Origin of the sequence: Pseudomonas sp. Irchel 3A5, assembly GCF_900187575.1 — a bacterium.
Classification (GTDB): Bacteria; Pseudomonadota; Gammaproteobacteria; order Pseudomonadales; family Pseudomonadaceae; genus Aquipseudomonas; species Aquipseudomonas folii.
This window is the reverse complement of sequence record NZ_FYDU01000013.1, coordinates 167,603-182,472: the sequence shown is the minus strand read 5'-3', so window position 1 is coordinate 182,472 and position 14,870 is coordinate 167,603. Positions and strand designations below refer to the sequence as shown.

Here is a 14,870-nt window from a genome sequence, read left to right as displayed (position 1 = left end):
TCGAATTCTTTGGACCCTTGTGGGAGCGGTGCTTGCCCGCGATAAGGCTGGACGCGGTTCAGGATAGACCGCGGTGTTCCTATCGCGGGCAAGCACCGCTCCCACAAGGGGATCACGATGCTTACCTTACAACTTTACCCAACACCCGAAGACGACTCACGCCACCATCCGGAAATACATTCAACCGGATATGGGTGATCGGGCCCAGTGCCTTGATCTGCTCGGCGAACTCGTGTTCGGCGTGCATGCTCAATTTCTGGCTTGGCAGCAGTTCGCGCCAGAACAGGCTCTGGGTTTCGATCTGGCTGTCAGTGCCGCCTTTGACGAACGCCCCCTGGATCGAGCAACTGTCCGGGTAGTTACCTTTGAAGTGCAGGGTATCGACCACGACTTTTTCCACTTCGCCTGCATGGCCCAACGCGATGATCACCCAGTCATTGCCAGGAGTGCGCCGACGTGCCGTTTCCCAGCCGTCGCCCATGTTCACGCCACGGCCCGGGTTGAGGATGTTGCTCATGCTGCCGTAATGTTCATCGGAACATGCCAGAGCGCGACCACCGTTGAGTGCCGAGGCCAGATCGATCTGTTCGGTTTCGCCCACTGCAGACCAGTCGCGGAACGGCACGCCATACACACGCAGACGGGCAACCCCGCCATCGGGATAGATATTGAAGCGCAAATGGCTGAACGCCTGATCTGCGCTGATTTCATGGTAGTGATGGCTGTCGCCGTTCAGCTCCACGGCCGACAGGATTTCCGTCCATTGGGTGTTCTCGTCCGGCTCGCCGCTGGCCAGGAAGCACGCTTCCAGCGAGGCCGATGGCGGATAGTTACCGGTGAAGTAGGACGTATCGATGTCCACGCCCTTGATCGTGCCCGCCACACCCAGGCGGATCACCGCGCTGTCGTACCCCTCGAAACGCTTGCGACGCGACTCCCAGCCGTCCATCCACTTGCCGTTGTCGTCGAACACACCTTCTTTCCACACCGCGGGAGTGGGCTGGAACAGGCGGTTGGCGTCGGCGAACCAGTCGTCAGTGACGGAAAGGATTTTGGTGCCCAGGCGCGCGTCGGCCAGGTTGACGAACTTCTCGAAGGGTGCGGCGTAAGCTTTCATTCTTTTAGGTCTGCCTTTTGATCAGTGGCCTGGGTAGGGCGGTTAGAGGGCTTGCAAACGAAACAGGGCAATCTTGTTGATCTCGGCCAGGGCGCAGGCGAATTCGGCGTCCACCGTATTATCGATGCGGGTCTCAAAGGCTGCGAGGATCTGGTGCCGGTTACTGCCTTTGACTGCCATGATGAACGGGAAGGCGAATCGGGCTTTGTAAGCGTCGTTGAGTTCGGTAAAGCGTTGAAACTCTTGAGGCGTGCACTGGTGAATACCGGCCCCGGCCTGTTCGCTGGTGCTGGCTTCGGTCAGTTGCCCTTGCACCGCCGCTTTACCGGCGAGATCCGGGTGCGCGTTGATCAGCGCGAGCTGCTGCTCATGATCGGCGCCCAGCAGGATCTTGCTCATTCGCGAATGCAGTGTCTCGATATCGTCCAGCTCGTCGATCGAGCCCTGGTCGTAAGCCGCGGCTGCGACCCATGGCGAATGTTCGTAGATATCAGCAAAGGCGGCAACGAACTCATCGCGGCTCAGCGTCGACGGCTTCAGGGACGTGAAATGACTCACAGCGCAGTCTCCGGCTGGTATGGATGTTCTGCGTGCCAGTGGCGGGCGATGTCGACCCGACGGGTGAACCAGACCTGCTCGTGGCTTTTGGCGTATTCGATAAAACGCTTGAGTGACGCCAGACGTGCCGGGCGACCGATCAGGCGGCAATGCAAACCGATGGAAAGCATTTTGGGCGCGTCTGCACCTTCGGCATACAGCACGTCGAAAGCGTCTTTGAGGTACTGGAAAAACTGATCGCCGTTGTTGAAACCCTGCACCTGAGTGAAGCGCATGTCGTTGGTGTCCAGCGTGTAGGGAATCACCAGATGAGCCTTGCCGGTCGGGTTGTTGGGCTCCCAGTAGGGCAGGTCGTCGTCATAGGTGTCGCAGTCGTAGAGAAAGCCGCCTTCCTCCATCACCAGGCGCCGGGTATTGGGCCCGGTGCGTCCGGTGTACCAGCCCAGTGGACGTTCGCCGGTGATTTCGGTGAGGATGCGGATCGCCTTGAGCATGTGCTCGCGTTCCTTGGCTTCATCCATGTACTGATAGTCGATCCAGCGATAACCGTGGCTGCAAATCTCGTGACCGTCTGCAACCATGGCGCGGATCACATCCGGATGACGCTGGGCTGCCATGGCCACGGCAAAGATCGTCAGCGGGATATCGAATTGCTTGAACAGCTTGAGGATGCGCCACACGCCAGCGCGGCTGCCGTATTCATAAAGCGACTCCATGCTCATGTTACGCTCGCCCTGCAGCGGTTGAGCAGAGACCATCTCGGACAGGAACGCTTCGGACTCCTTATCGCCGTGCAGGATATTGCGCTCGCCGCCTTCCTCGTAATTAAGCACGAAGGACAGTGCAATACGCGCATTACCCGGCCAGCGGGGATGGGGCGGGTTGCTGCCGTAACCGATCAGGTCGCGAGGGTAGTCAGCGCTCACTGCAGTCTTCCTTATGGATTGTGGGACGGTGCGATGGCTGGATTGTATACAAAGCGGCTTTCACTTTGTCACCTCGTTTTTTATCCAGACTGCTTGTAAAACATTTGCAAGAAACTTGCCTAAGTAGTCAGGTAATTGCGAAAAACTCTAATTAATTCCGCGCTTCCCGATTGATCGGGGCTTCAGCGGACGAGGGCTCAGGGTGGGGTTTGAGAAGTCTTTTTAATTGTGTACAGGTTTTCGTTAAGGTGTCTTAATTCTGCGTTCTTCAATGCTCGCCAGCACCCAAATGGTGCGGCGTGTGGCTTTCAGATTTCAGCATGGGGCAGATTCCAAATGGGTAAATTGACGACGCATGTGCTGGACGCTGCCCACGGTTGTCCCGGCAGCTCCATCAAGATCGAACTGTATCGGATCGAGGGCGCAAGCCAGGTGCTGGTCGCCTCTGCACAGACCAACCACGATGGCCGCTGCGATGCGCCCTTGCTACACGGTGAGGACTACCGCTCAGGGGTCTATCAACTGCAATTTCATGCCGGTGATTACTACCGCGCCCGCGGTGTGGCGTTACCAGAGCCTGCTTTTCTCGACGTGGTGGTGTTGCGTTTCGGAATTGATGCGGGTCAGGAGCACTATCACGTGCCGCTGCTGATCTCGCCTTACAGTTATTCAACCTATCGCGGCAGTTGATCGCTCTTCTATCTGCGGCATTCACGCTGCCAATAACTATGTAGTCACTTTTTCGGCCCGCGCTTCATCAAGCTCCATTGACTTTGATCGATGGAGCTTGATCCCGTGAATGAATCACAAACCCCTTCTACCCCCGTAGCTGATGACGCATGGATTGGCCGCACGTGTGACCTGGTGGTATTCAACAGCTTGCCACTGACTTTTCCCGACAGCCTGAATCAGAGCCGGATTGCCGAGCATCTGCAGCGGATCCTGAACCATGTCGGCGAAGCCTGCGACCAGCTCGATGCGCTGACCACTTATCAAAGCTGGCGTAGCCGACTGCATGCGGCAGCCCAGACGACCAGCGCCCTTGTTGATTTTCTTGATGATCGCGGCGAGCCTCTCGACAGCTCGGTCCTCGAGGCGCACACACTGCAATTGGTTGCGCAACGTCAGAGCGGACTGCTGGCCCTGGCGCAGTTGCAACACTGCGAAGGCTCGCTGAATTCGTCTGATTTGCAGCGGCTGCACTTTGCGCTGGGCCTGGCTGACGAGCCTGAGGATGACGTGCTGTATCTGGATGTCGGAATCGGCGATCCGGACATGCCGATGGTTTTCAATGGCGCCATGATTGTCACCACTGAACAGTCTTTGAAGACTCCGGCGCTGGACGAACCCGCCTTGCTGTATGTGCCGGGCCGCGACGCAGGCCTGCAGAAATTTGCCTCGCTAAGGGATTTGAAGCGACAGTTGGTGTTCACTCTGCAAACGGGCAGTGAAACCAGTCTTTGGTTGCACGTTAGTTCAACCGAACGCCAGTCGGCTATGACTGCGCCGATCGAGCTTGTCACTCGGGTGATCACCATTCAGCCGATCCTGCATGGCGTGCAAACCCAGCTCAAGGCCTTTGCCGCGGCGACGCTCGCCGTTCATGCGCAGGCCCGTCTGTTCGATGACGCCACAACTCAACGGGACACCCTGCTCAGGCTCCACCGCGAGCTGGCGCATAATCTCAGCGTGGCAGTGGATGAAACCCGTGAGTGTGCCATTGACCTGATTGCCGAACAGCAACGAACAGCCGAGTTAGCGATGCAACTGCCTGCCTGGTTGCTCGGCGCTTCTCTTGAAGTGCGCCGGGAATATGCGCAGAAGCTGGTGGCGTTTCATGCCGCCGCGGTCCGATTGGAAGCGCATCTTGCGGCAAAACTGCCGTCATTTGAAACCTTTACTGCGCAGTGTCTGAAGGCTCGGATCAAGCTGGATCTGGGTCTCGATATAGACCCTGATCAACTCGTGATCGACTTGCCGAAAAGCGTTCACAGAGACGTCGATATCGATCCGCAGTTCGGCAGTGCTCGCCATTACAAACCCTGGAAAGCCAGTGAGGCCAGGGTGTTGTCGAGCTTGTCAGAGCTGGCCCGGAAGAATTTCGATGCCAGCAATGGGGAGACCAGGGCGAGTATGACCCTGATGATGAGAGTCTCCTATCCACCGTCGCCACAGTTACCGGACCTGCAACGTGTAGATGGCGATTATCTGCTCCGGATGATTCCGCAACTGGATATCGCCCGGCAATACCGAACCCTTCTGCGCTCGGTGTTTCGTCTTCGATTTCCCGCGTTGGCCAGCGACGCTGAATTGATGCTCAAAGCTTATGAGCTCGAAATCATCCTCGGAGGTTTTTGCGCCCGGCAGCGCAGGCAACTGAGTGAGGCCGGCTATACCCTTCTGACGCAAGCTGCGCGCGCGCGGTCCACCGCTGAGCTTGGCCGCGCCGGCGTGCATATGAGTCGACTGATATTCAAACCCGGCCAGTCGGTGTCGGGTGAGCGCAGTAGCCGAACATTGCATGGATTGAGCGTCATCGAGCACCGGGCCAGTGGCAAGGTGCTGATATATCTGCCACAGGTGCCCGATGGCGAATGCGTGATCGAGGCCAACAGTGTGCAGGATGCCCGCGACCGTCTGATCAGCAGCTTGCGGCGTCTGCCTGCGCGGGTTGTCTGGCTGGCTTCCCGTGTTGAAAACATCGACGAGCAAGCTGCTGCGGTGAGCTACATCAATGAAGCAATGCGCCGAGGCTTTGACGGCTTTATCGGTGTTTCGCCCGCGCTTGATCTGCTGATGAGCGAACAGCAACTGCATGTACGCGAGGATGTGCTCTACGAGCAATCTCGGCAGGTAGCGCGCAGTAATCACGATCTCAAGGGGGAGGGCAACCAGCGCCGAAATGCGCTGTACCTGCTGTTCTTCCGAGGGGTGGTCTCATTCATACCGGGGCTGGGCGTGCTGTTCAGCGTGCAGGATGGCTGGAGTGACGGCCATGCGTCAGCGAAGGCGCTTCATGAAGGCCGGCTCGACGAAGGGCTCTTGCTGGCGGGAAGTACTTTGGTCTGCGTGCTGGACGTACTGCTTTCGGTGATCCCCGTGGGTGCCGCTGTCGGGGCAGTGGCGCTGGTGGCGCGCCGGGCAACCCGGCTCCGACAGGCCGCAGGGCTGACCCGACCGCTACCCTCGATGTCCCGTCGCTCCTACGTCATCAAGAACTTCGCGGGTTATGAGACCAACTTGTCACTGCTGGACGCGATACCTCAGACGGGGCGCAACTCTGGTACCTGGCTGAAAGACGGTGAACTGTTTATCTATCGTCAGGGCAAGGCTTACAGGGTCTACCGACGTCCGGGCGAGCAGACATTGCGTCTGAAGAAAAACGCTACGCATGGCTACGAAGCGCCTGTGCGACAAGTCGGGGGAGAATGGGTTTACCACAGCGATGTCGGCCTCAAGGGTGGAGGACGTTCGATGATTGCCGAGGTGCTGTTGGTTGAAGGCCATGGCAACAGCGCCTTCAAGCGCAAGCAGGCTCGCGAACTGCTTGATCAATTCGAGTTTCCCGCCGATCAACAGCAGCGCATGGAGTTACTGCTCGCCGAACATTACCGCAAGACCCGGTCGCTGCCTGACTGGGCCGAGCAATATCGCCGCCCGCCAGCGCCCCACACAGCGCCTGCGCCAATAAAACGCAAGGAGCCTGACTCGCCGCAGGTCGAGCCGGACCGTCGTCCTTCGCAACCGGTGGCAGGGCCATCCCGGCCAGCGGCCAGCGCTGATGCATGGCAGAACTGGGATAAACCATTGGCTGATCTCACCACGCTGGATCAGGTCAGTTTCAATCCGCCGATTTACAGGCTCGACTTTACCCAGAATTACGACGTGATTCGCATCGGGCAAAAGTTTTACGAAATACTGCCTCCCGGCGGGCAGCGTCGGACCAATACCGTCTTCATCCGTAACCCCGGCGACCATGCGCCATGCCGCAACTTTGCCGAACTCAGCGAAACCATTCGGCGCAATCCCTACGAACAACCGCTGATGGCCCAATACCAGCCGTCTACGGGCTTCTGGAAAGTGGAGGGCCCGCTGTTCAACCGGACAATCGAGACTTACATCGCTGAGGCGCGCGCTGGTTTCACTGGCACATCGAATGCGATCCTGGCGCAGAAGCTGTTCGAGATGGCCGACATGTCGACCTCGACCATGACTGCTACTCGCCTGATCAATATCAAAGCAACGCTCAATGCCTGGCGTGCCGGAGAGTTGGCACCTCTTGCCCGGTTGAACGATCCGTTGCTGATGCTAAACAACGCATATCCGCACAGTGAAGCGGGTGTTCGGTTGCGGTGGAATATCAGTTATGAGAGTTCGCTGCACACCTTTGAGCGCCTGGATTTTGCAACTGACAATCCAGTGACGACGCAATGGCTGATGCGGTCGGTTTCAGAATCGGGGCCCGGGGGTGGCGTCAGCGGGCTCAGGGGATTAATGGCCGATGTGCTTGAGCGCAATGGTTACGAGATCCTTCACAATTTATTGAGAAGCGGCGGGCGTGACTTCATCGCTTTCCGGCGTGTCGGTCAAGATGAAATCTATCTGCTGTATGTTCGTCGCGCCCAGGATTCAACGATCGTGACGCCCCCCACCGGAGCGTTCCAGCATCCCTCGCTTGGCGATGGTTTAGTGATTCCTCTGATAGACAGCTACGTTGGTCAGCCTATTGCCCAACTGTTGGAGCAAGCCCGGCAGCAAGGCAAAATCATCAAGTTGGTGGGCGGCACCAATATCGGCAGTCAGGCGAGCAGTGGCATGCAGGTGTTTGTGATCCGCTTGCCTGATGAGGTCTCCCTCGTTTGATCACACTTGCGCTGTGTACAATGCGCTGACTTTTATCGTCGACTGCCACGAGCGCGCATGAACGAACCGTTGCAACCCCTCAAGAAGCCGCCACGCATTGAAAAAACAGTGCGCAGTGGTACGCAGGACGATGTTGTCTATGCGCACATCTTCGAGGCTATTCTCGAACAGCGTCTTGCGCCTGGTACCAAGCTGAGTGAGGAGGCGTTGGGTGAGATTTTCGGCGTTAGCCGCACCATCATTCGTCGGGCGCTTTCGCGTCTCGGTCACGAAGGGGTCGTTTTACTGCGGCCCAATCGTGGCGCAGTGGTCGCCAGCCCGAGTATCGAAGAGGCCCGTCAGGTGTTTTTCGCACGTCGGCTGGTGGAGAAAGCCATCACTGAATTGGCGGTCGAGCACGCGACAGCCCAGCAACTGGCGGCCTTGCGGCAGATGGTCAGCGACGAGCGAGAGAGCTTTGCCAGAGGTGATCGCGGTGCAGGCATTCGCTTGTCTGGCGAGTTTCACCTGCAGTTGGCGGTGACGGCAAAGAACACCCCGCTGATCAGCTTTCAGCGCAGTCTGGTCTCGCAGACCTCGCTGATCATCGCCCAGTATGAAAGCGGCAATCGCACGCACTGTTCATGGGACGAACACAGCCAGTTGATCGACGCCATCGAAGCGCGTGATGCAAAGCGTGCGGTAGAGCTGATGATGCATCACATGGATCACATCGACAGCAAACTCAGCCTTGACCACGACAGTGCCTCGGGTGATCTGCACGCGGTGTTTTCGCATGTGATGGTGGGTAGTAAGAAAGGTTGAACAGTGCTGCGTCTGTCTGTGGGAGCTTGGCTTTGCCCAGCTCCCACAGGAGTCACTGACGTGGGACCGGCTTCAGCCGGGAAGAGGTCGGTACAGCCGCTGCATCTATGTCGTCTGGCAGATAGCTTTCCCGGCTAAAGCCGGTCCCACGTCTGCTTGTGAGTGAACATAGACCCACCCAAAAGGGTTTGCGTCAGGTCAGCCTTATCTGTTGTGCACCAAGCCCCCAGCCGAATACGTCTCCAGCACCGTTCGGTCATCCCCCAGTGTCATCAGCACAAACAACGTCTCGGCAATGTCCTTGGCTTGTTTCAGGCGGTACGACAGCAGCGGCGTGGCGTGGTAGTCCAGCACCAGAAAATCGGCTTCATTACCTACCTGCAAACTGCCAATGCGGTCATCGAGGCGCAACGCCCGAGCGCCGCCCAACGTCGCCAGGTACAGCGACTTGAAAGGGCTCAGTTTCGCACCCTGCATCTGCATGACTTTGTAGGCTTCATTAAGGGTTTGCAGGATCGAGAAGCTGGTGCCACCGCCCACGTCAGTACCGACGCCGACGTTAACCTTGTGCTTTTCAGCCATGGGCAGATTGAACAGACCGCTGCCCAGAAACAGGTTCGACGTCGGACAGAAAGCGATGGCTGAACCGGTCTCGGCAAGCCGCGCGCATTCGGTGTCGCAGAGGTGTACGCCGTGGGCAAATATCGAGCGTTCGCCCAGCAGTTTGAAGTGGTCGTACACGTCCAGATAACCGCTGCGTTCCGGGAACAGCGCCTTGACCCACTGCACCTCCTCGACGTTCTCACTGATGTGAGTCTGCATGTACACGTCGGGATATTCGGCCAGCAGTTGCCCTGCCAGTGTGAGCTGCTCCGGGGTGCTGGTCGGCGCAAAACGTGGCGTGACTGCGTAGTGGAGGCGGCCCTTGCCGTGCCAGCGTTCGATCAGCGCCTTGCTGTCGGCGTAGCCCGATTCTGCCGTATCGGTGAGATAGTCCGGTGCATTGCGATCCATCATCACCTTGCCGGCGATCATCCGCAGGTTGAGCTTTTCTGCTGCTTGAAAGAACGCCTCGACTGACTCCTTGTGTACGCTGCCGAACACCAGCGCAGTGGTGGTGCCGTTGCGCAGCAATTCCTTGAGGAAAATGTCCGCGACCTCGGCTGCATGCACCGGATCAGCAAACTGCTTTTCGCAGGGGAAAGTATAGGTGTTGAGCCAGTCCAGCAGGCGCTCTCCATACGAGCCGATCATGCCGGTTTGGGGCAAATGAATGTGGGTATCGATAAAGCCCGGCGTGATCAATGCGTCCTTGTACTCGCTCACGTCGACATCGGCGTCGAGGGTGTGCAGCAGTTCGGCTGCGTGGCCAAGGGCGACAATCTTGCCGTCTTCAACCAGCATCAGGCCGTCAGCGAAGTACTCGTATGACGCTTCGATGCCGACTTCAGCCGGGTCGCCAATGCTGTGCAGGATGGCGGCTCGGTAGGCTTTTTTACTTGGATTCATATAGGTCCTGTCAAACAAAACGCAGCGATCTAAATTGGAATATTTTTCTGTAGGAGCGCACGAGCACCGCGAGGCCGCGATGGCGGTGTATCAGACAGAACGCTATCGCTGCCTCGCGGTGCTCGTGAGCTCCTACAGGAAACATGTTTGTTACACCTGACTGCGCCGTGACACCGGCAGCAGTTTGGCAACAGGTTCGGCGCTGGCGCTGTGCTGCCCGAAGTTGACGTTGTAGGTAGCGATGACTTCAGCGGCAATCGATACCGCAATCTCGACAGGCAACTTGCCTTTGACCTCGCTCAGCCCCATCGGACAGCGCATGCGCTGCAACAGTGCCGGATCAAAACCGCGATCACGCAACCGATGCTCGAATTTGACTCGTTTGGTTTTCGAGCCGATCACACCGAAGTAGGCAAAGTCGCCGCGCTTGAGAATCGCTGCGGTCAGTTCCAGGTCCAATTGATGGTTATGGGTCATGACAATGCAATAACTGCCTTTGGGCAACTCATCGATTTCGTCCAGTGGGTCTTCGGCGACGATCTTGCGCACGCCGCTGGGGATCTGCGCGGGAAATTCCTGCTCACGGGAATCGATCCAGCGCACCCGGCAGGGCAGACTGGCCAATAAAGGAACCAGTGCTCGGCCCACGTGACCGGCGCCGAACACGGTGATGTGTGCCTGAGGTTGGCCCATGGGCTCGAACAGCAGCACATTCACGCCGCCACAGCATTGGCCCAGGCTCGCGCCGAGGCTGAAGCGCTCCAGTCGAGTGTTCTGGCTGCCGCATGCGAGCATTTCCCGGGCGATTTCCATGGCCTTGTATTCCAGATGCCCGCCACCAATGGTGTCGAAGATCCGTTCGGCACTGACCACCATCTTCGAACCGGCATTGCGCGGCGTCGAACCCAGCTCTTCGATGATGGTCACCAGCACGCAGGCTTCACCCTGGGTTTGCAGGTCGGCGAGGGCGCTTATCCAGTTCATTTTTTGATCTCCGGGCTTGCGATCTTCACCGCTCCCATCGCGGGCAAGGTCGAGCGCGACCCCGGCCGCTCCCACATTGGATCGCGGTCCCCTGTGGGAGCGGTGCTTGCCCGCGATATTGGCGACTCGGTCTTACGCATCTGCTCACACCCCCACAACACCCGTTCCGGCGTCGCGGGCGCATCGATCTTTGGTTGATGGCGATAGTCGGCCAGACTGGCCACTGCATCCTTGATCGCACACCAGGCCGAGATGCCAAGCATGAACGGCGGCTCTCCCACGGCTTTGGAATGAAACACAGTGTCTTCCGGGTTTTTGCGGTTCTCCACCAGCTTGACGCGCAAATCCAAAGGCATATCTGCGACCGCGGGGATCTTGTAGCCCGCCGGGCCGTTGGTCATCAGTTTGCCTTTGTCATTCCAGACCAGTTCTTCAGTGGTCAGCCAGCCCATGCCCTGAATGTAGCCACCTTCGACCTGGCCAATATCGATGGCCGGGTTCAGCGATGCGCCGACGTCGTGCAGGATATCCGTGCGCAGCATCTTGTATTCGCCGGTCAGGGTGTCGACGATCACTTCGCTGCAAGCCGCGCCAAAGGCGAAGTAGTAAAACGGTCGGCCCCGCGCCTGACTGCGGTCATAGAAGATTTTCGGCGTCTTGTAATAACCGGTGCTGGACAGCGAAACCTGCCCCATCCACGCCAACTGCGCCAGGGACTGGAATGACACCATCTGCTCGCCAGCGCGAATGTGGCCGTTGCGAAACTCCACGTCCGTTTCTTCAACCTTGAAGTGTTTGGCAGCAAATTCCACCAGACGCTGTTTGAGTATTTCCGCCGCGTTCTGCGCCGCCTTGCCATTCAAATCCGTGCCGCTGGAAGCCGCAGTCGGCGAAGTGTTGGGCACTTTGTCGGTGTTGGTTGCAGTGATCTGAATCCGATCGATATCGACCTGAAACACTTCGGCCACGACTTGCGCGACTTTGACGTTCAAGCCCTGACCCATCTCTGTGCCGCCGTGGTTCAGATGGATACTGCCATCGGTATAAATATGGATCAGCGCGCCGGCCTGATTGAGAAAACTGGCGGTAAAGGAAATGCCGAACTTGACCGGGGTCAGCGCCAGGCCTTTTTTCAGAATCGGGCTGCTGGCGTTGAACGCCCGAATAGCCTCGCGCCGCTCGTGGTATTGACTGCTTTCTTCCAGCTCGGCAGTCATTTCTTCCAGCAGGTTGTGCTCCACGGTCTGGTAGTAATGAGTGACGTTGCGGTCGGTCTTGCCATAGTAATTGGCCTTGCGCACCGCCAGTGGATCCTTGCCCAGATAGCGGGCGATTGAATCCATGACCTCTTCAATGGCGACCATGCCTTGCGGGCCGCCGAAGCCTCGGTACGCGGTATTGGATGCGGTGTTGGTCTTGCAGCGATGGCCGTTGATCGTGGCTTCGCCCAGGTAATACGAGTTGTCGGCATGAAACATCGCCCGGTCGACAATTGACGCAGACAGATCGGGCGAATAACCACAATTGCCCGCCAGATCCAGCTGAATGCCGTGCAGACGGCCATCTTCATCGAAACCCACGTCGTACTCAATGTAGAACGGATGGCGCTTGCCGGTCATCAGCATGTCTTCGACGCGGGGCAGGCGCATTTTGGTGGGCTGCCCGGTCAGGCGCGCGATTACGGCACACAGGCACGCAGGACTCGCTGCCTGGGTTTCCTTGCCGCCAAAACCTCCGCCCATGCGACGCATGTCGACGACAATTTTGTTCATCGAAACGTCCAGCACTTCGGCGACCAGTTTCTGTATCTCAGTGGGGTTCTGGGTCGAGCAGTAGACGATCATGCCGCCATCTTCGGTGGGCATCACCGAGGATATCTGGGTCTCCAGATAGAAGTGTTCCTGACCACCGATGTGCAGATTGCCCTGAAGACGATGCCGGGCAGCGTCCAGCGCAGCGGCGCTATCACCGCGCTTGTGCGTATGGCTGTCGAGCACGAAGTGCTTGTCGCGCAACGCTTGGACCACATCCAGCACCGGCTCCAGATCTTCGTATTCAATCACCGCGGCCATGGCCGCCTGACGAGCGATATCGAGGCTGCGAGCAGCAACGGCGAGCACCGGCTGGCCGACGAACTCCACTTTGTCGATGGCCAGCAATGGATCGCCGGGCAGCAGCGGACCGATGTCTTTCAGGCCGGGGATGTCTTCGTGAGTGATGACAATCCGCACGCCATCAAAGGCGTAGCATGGGGCGGTATCAACGCTGATGATCCGTGCATGAGCGCGGTCTGACAGGCGCGCATACACATGCAGTTGATTGGGAAATTCCAGGCGGTCATCGATATACACCGCTTCGCCGGATACATGTTTGTCGGCGCTGTCGTGCTTGACGCTGCGGCCAACACCGGTGGTCAGGTCCTGCTGAAACAGGGCGATCATTTCCGCCTGTGACTTGATGCCTGAATGATTAGACATAAGCCGTCACCCGCGTCTGGACGGTGGGCGTTTGCAGTTCGATGAAGCATTTGCGCAGCAGGTTTTGCGCGCTGAGCAGGCGATATTCCTTGCTGGCGCGGAAGTCCGACAGGGGGGTGAAATCTTCGGCCAGTGCCCCGCAGGCAGCTTCCACTGTGGCAGATGTCCATGGCGAACCGATCAATGCCCGCTCGCAGGCGGCGGCGCGCTTGGGAATTGCCGCCATCCCCCCGTAAGCAACCCGTGCATCAACGATGCTGCCATTCTCGACATGCAGATTGAACGCCGCGCATACCGCGGAAATATCGTCATCCAGCCGCTTCGACACTTTATAAGCGCGGAACGCCTGCTGCGCCTTGGCTTTTGGCACGACAATGGTTTCGATGAACTCGCTTTCCTGCCGCGCCGTTACCCGGTAATCAATGAAGTAGTCCTCAAGTGCCAGGGTACGGCGAGTGTCGCCTTTGCGCAGTACGATTTGCGCACCCAGGGCGATCAGCAGAGGAGGGGAATCGCCAATCGGCGAGGCGTTGCCGATATTGCCGCCCAGCGTGCCCTGATTGCGGATCTGTAACGAGGCAAACCGCTGCAGCAGTTCGCCGAAGTCCGGGTACTCGGCACTCAAGGCAGCGTAGCAATCGGTCAGTGGTGTCGCAGCGCCGATTTCCAGTCGATCATCGAAATACTCGATGCGCTTCAGCTCGGCGACATTGCCGACATAAATCATCACCGGCAGCGGGCGATGGAACTGGGTGACTTCAAGCGCCAGATCGGTACCGCCAGCCAGCAACCGCGCCTGCGGGTTGGCTTCATACAATTGCGCCAGGTCGGCGACGGTCTGCGGTACCAGACAGCGCTTGTCGCCGTCATTCAGTTCCCCGGTTTGCGTCGGCGTAATACTGCGCAGGCGAGCGATGGTCTGTGCTTTGCGTTCGTCGAACTGGTCCGGCTGACGCTTGCTGCATGATTGTTCGGCTGCATCGAGGATGGGCCGATAGCCGGTGCAGCGGCAGAGGTTACCCGCCAGCGCTTCGTGGGTTTTGTGACTGTCGGGCTGTGCGCTGTTCTTTTGCAGGGCGAATAACGACATGACAAAACCGGGAGTGCAGAATCCGCATTGCGAGCCGTGGCAATCGACCATGGCCTGTTGAACGCTGTGCAGTTTGCCTTGATGCTTGAGGTCTTCCACGCTGATCAACTGCTTGCCATGCAATGAAGCCACAAAGGTCAGGCACGAATTGAGGCTGCGATAACGCAGGCTGTCTTCACCCCGTGAATCGCTTTCAAGTTCACCGACCACCACCGTGCAGGCGCCGCAGTCACCGCTGGCACAGCCTTCTTTGGTGCCCGACTTGTGCAGATGTTCGCGCAGATAGTTGAGAACCGTCAGATTGGGGTCCAGGCTATGTTCGGTGCGTAGCTCATTGTTCAAGAGAAATTGGATCACGGCAGGTCCTCTACGCGTTTTTCTGGTCATCGAACACGACAGACCGCGTGAAAACTACTGCAGGCTGGGCACCTTCGGTGCTACGCGCACAATACTGCGTTAAAAACAGGCGAAAAATGCTCATTTAGAACACTAGAGTCGGACGCGACCCCGGCCGTTTTTCGCCTGTTTTTGCCTTGTCTTGC

10 protein-coding genes are annotated in these 14,870 nt (G+C 58.1%); 3 read left to right on the top strand and 7 right to left on the bottom strand.

The genetic code is table 11. The features are described 5' to 3' along the window. Nucleotides 1–121 precede the first annotated feature (121 nt). Genes alc through puuE form a run of 3 tightly spaced genes read right to left on the bottom strand, consistent with a single transcriptional unit; the run spans nucleotide 122 to nucleotide 2,601 of the window. Complete coding sequence (alc, locus tag CKW31_RS21305; RefSeq protein ID WP_095099667.1) at nucleotides 122–1,117, bottom strand: allantoicase; 996 nt, start codon at nucleotides 1,115–1,117, stop codon at nucleotides 122–124. 42 nt (nucleotides 1,118–1,159) lie between these two features. Continuing rightward, the gene (uraD, locus tag CKW31_RS21300) at nucleotides 1,160–1,675 is read right to left on the bottom strand and encodes a 2-oxo-4-hydroxy-4-carboxy-5-ureidoimidazoline decarboxylase (RefSeq protein WP_095099662.1); all 516 of its coding nucleotides are present in this window, start codon (nucleotides 1,673–1,675) and stop codon (nucleotides 1,160–1,162) included. Then, nucleotides 1,672–2,601 carry an allantoinase PuuE gene (gene puuE, locus CKW31_RS21295; RefSeq protein WP_095099659.1) on the bottom strand — a complete coding sequence of 310 codons (930 nt, stop codon included), beginning with the start codon at nucleotides 2,599–2,601 and terminating at the stop codon, nucleotides 1,672–1,674. Before puuE ends, uraD begins: the two co-directional genes overlap by 4 nt. 336 nt (nucleotides 2,602–2,937) lie before the next feature. Here puuE and uraH point away from each other — a divergent pair, with 336 nt between their 5' ends. The 3 genes from uraH (at nucleotide 2,938) to CKW31_RS21280 (ending at nucleotide 8,268) form a co-directional block, all read left to right on the top strand. Then, nucleotides 2,938–3,291, top strand: a complete 354-nt coding sequence (gene uraH, locus CKW31_RS21290; protein ID WP_095099657.1) for a hydroxyisourate hydrolase — start codon at nucleotides 2,938–2,940, stop codon at nucleotides 3,289–3,291. 105 nt (nucleotides 3,292–3,396) lie between these two features. Beyond that, nucleotides 3,397–7,464 carry a dermonecrotic toxin domain-containing protein gene (locus CKW31_RS21285; RefSeq protein ID WP_141230172.1) on the top strand — a complete coding sequence of 1,356 codons (4,068 nt, stop codon included), beginning with the start codon at nucleotides 3,397–3,399 and terminating at the stop codon, nucleotides 7,462–7,464. Between the two features lie 57 nt (nucleotides 7,465–7,521). Then, on the top strand, nucleotides 7,522–8,268 hold the full coding sequence (locus tag CKW31_RS21280) for a GntR family transcriptional regulator (protein ID WP_095099652.1): 747 nt from the start codon (nucleotides 7,522–7,524) through the stop codon (nucleotides 8,266–8,268). Between the two features lie 204 nt (nucleotides 8,269–8,472). Here the strand turns inward: CKW31_RS21280 and guaD are convergent, their stop codons facing one another. From guaD to xdhA, 4 genes are all read right to left on the bottom strand, one after another. Next, complete coding sequence (gene guaD / locus CKW31_RS21275; protein WP_095099646.1) at nucleotides 8,473–9,777, bottom strand: guanine deaminase; 1,305 nt, start codon at nucleotides 9,775–9,777, stop codon at nucleotides 8,473–8,475. A gap of 150 nt (nucleotides 9,778–9,927) precedes the next feature. Then, nucleotides 9,928–10,761, bottom strand: a complete 834-nt coding sequence (xdhC, locus tag CKW31_RS21270; RefSeq protein WP_095099643.1) for a xanthine dehydrogenase accessory protein XdhC — start codon at nucleotides 10,759–10,761, stop codon at nucleotides 9,928–9,930. Continuing rightward, nucleotides 10,758–13,238 (bottom strand): xanthine dehydrogenase molybdopterin binding subunit, encoded by a 2,481-nt coding sequence (gene xdhB / locus CKW31_RS21265; RefSeq protein ID WP_256582684.1) that lies wholly within the window; start codon nucleotides 13,236–13,238, stop codon nucleotides 10,758–10,760. Before xdhB ends, xdhC begins: the two co-directional genes overlap by 4 nt. Then, complete coding sequence (xdhA, locus tag CKW31_RS21260; protein WP_095099640.1) at nucleotides 13,231–14,685, bottom strand: xanthine dehydrogenase small subunit; 1,455 nt, start codon at nucleotides 14,683–14,685, stop codon at nucleotides 13,231–13,233. Before xdhA ends, xdhB begins: the two co-directional genes overlap by 8 nt. Between the last annotated feature and the right edge of the window lie 185 nt (nucleotides 14,686–14,870).

What these genes read in the sequence shown, in the direction of transcription:
- alc (WP_095099667.1), bottom strand. Translation starts at nt 1,117, where the DNA reads ATGAAAGCTTACGCCGCACCCTTCGAGAAGTTCGTCAACCTGGCCGAC.
- uraH (WP_095099657.1), top strand. Translation starts at nt 2,938, where the DNA reads ATGGGTAAATTGACGACGCATGTGCTGGACGCTGCCCACGGTTGTCCC.
- CKW31_RS21280 (WP_095099652.1), top strand. Translation starts at nt 7,522, where the DNA reads ATGAACGAACCGTTGCAACCCCTCAAGAAGCCGCCACGCATTGAAAAA.
- guaD (WP_095099646.1), bottom strand. Translation starts at nt 9,777, where the DNA reads ATGAATCCAAGTAAAAAAGCCTACCGAGCCGCCATCCTGCACAGCATT.
- xdhC (WP_095099643.1), bottom strand. Translation starts at nt 10,761, where the DNA reads ATGAACTGGATAAGCGCCCTCGCCGACCTGCAAACCCAGGGTGAAGCC.
- xdhB (WP_256582684.1), bottom strand. Translation starts at nt 13,238, where the DNA reads ATGTCTAATCATTCAGGCATCAAGTCACAGGCGGAAATGATCGCCCTG.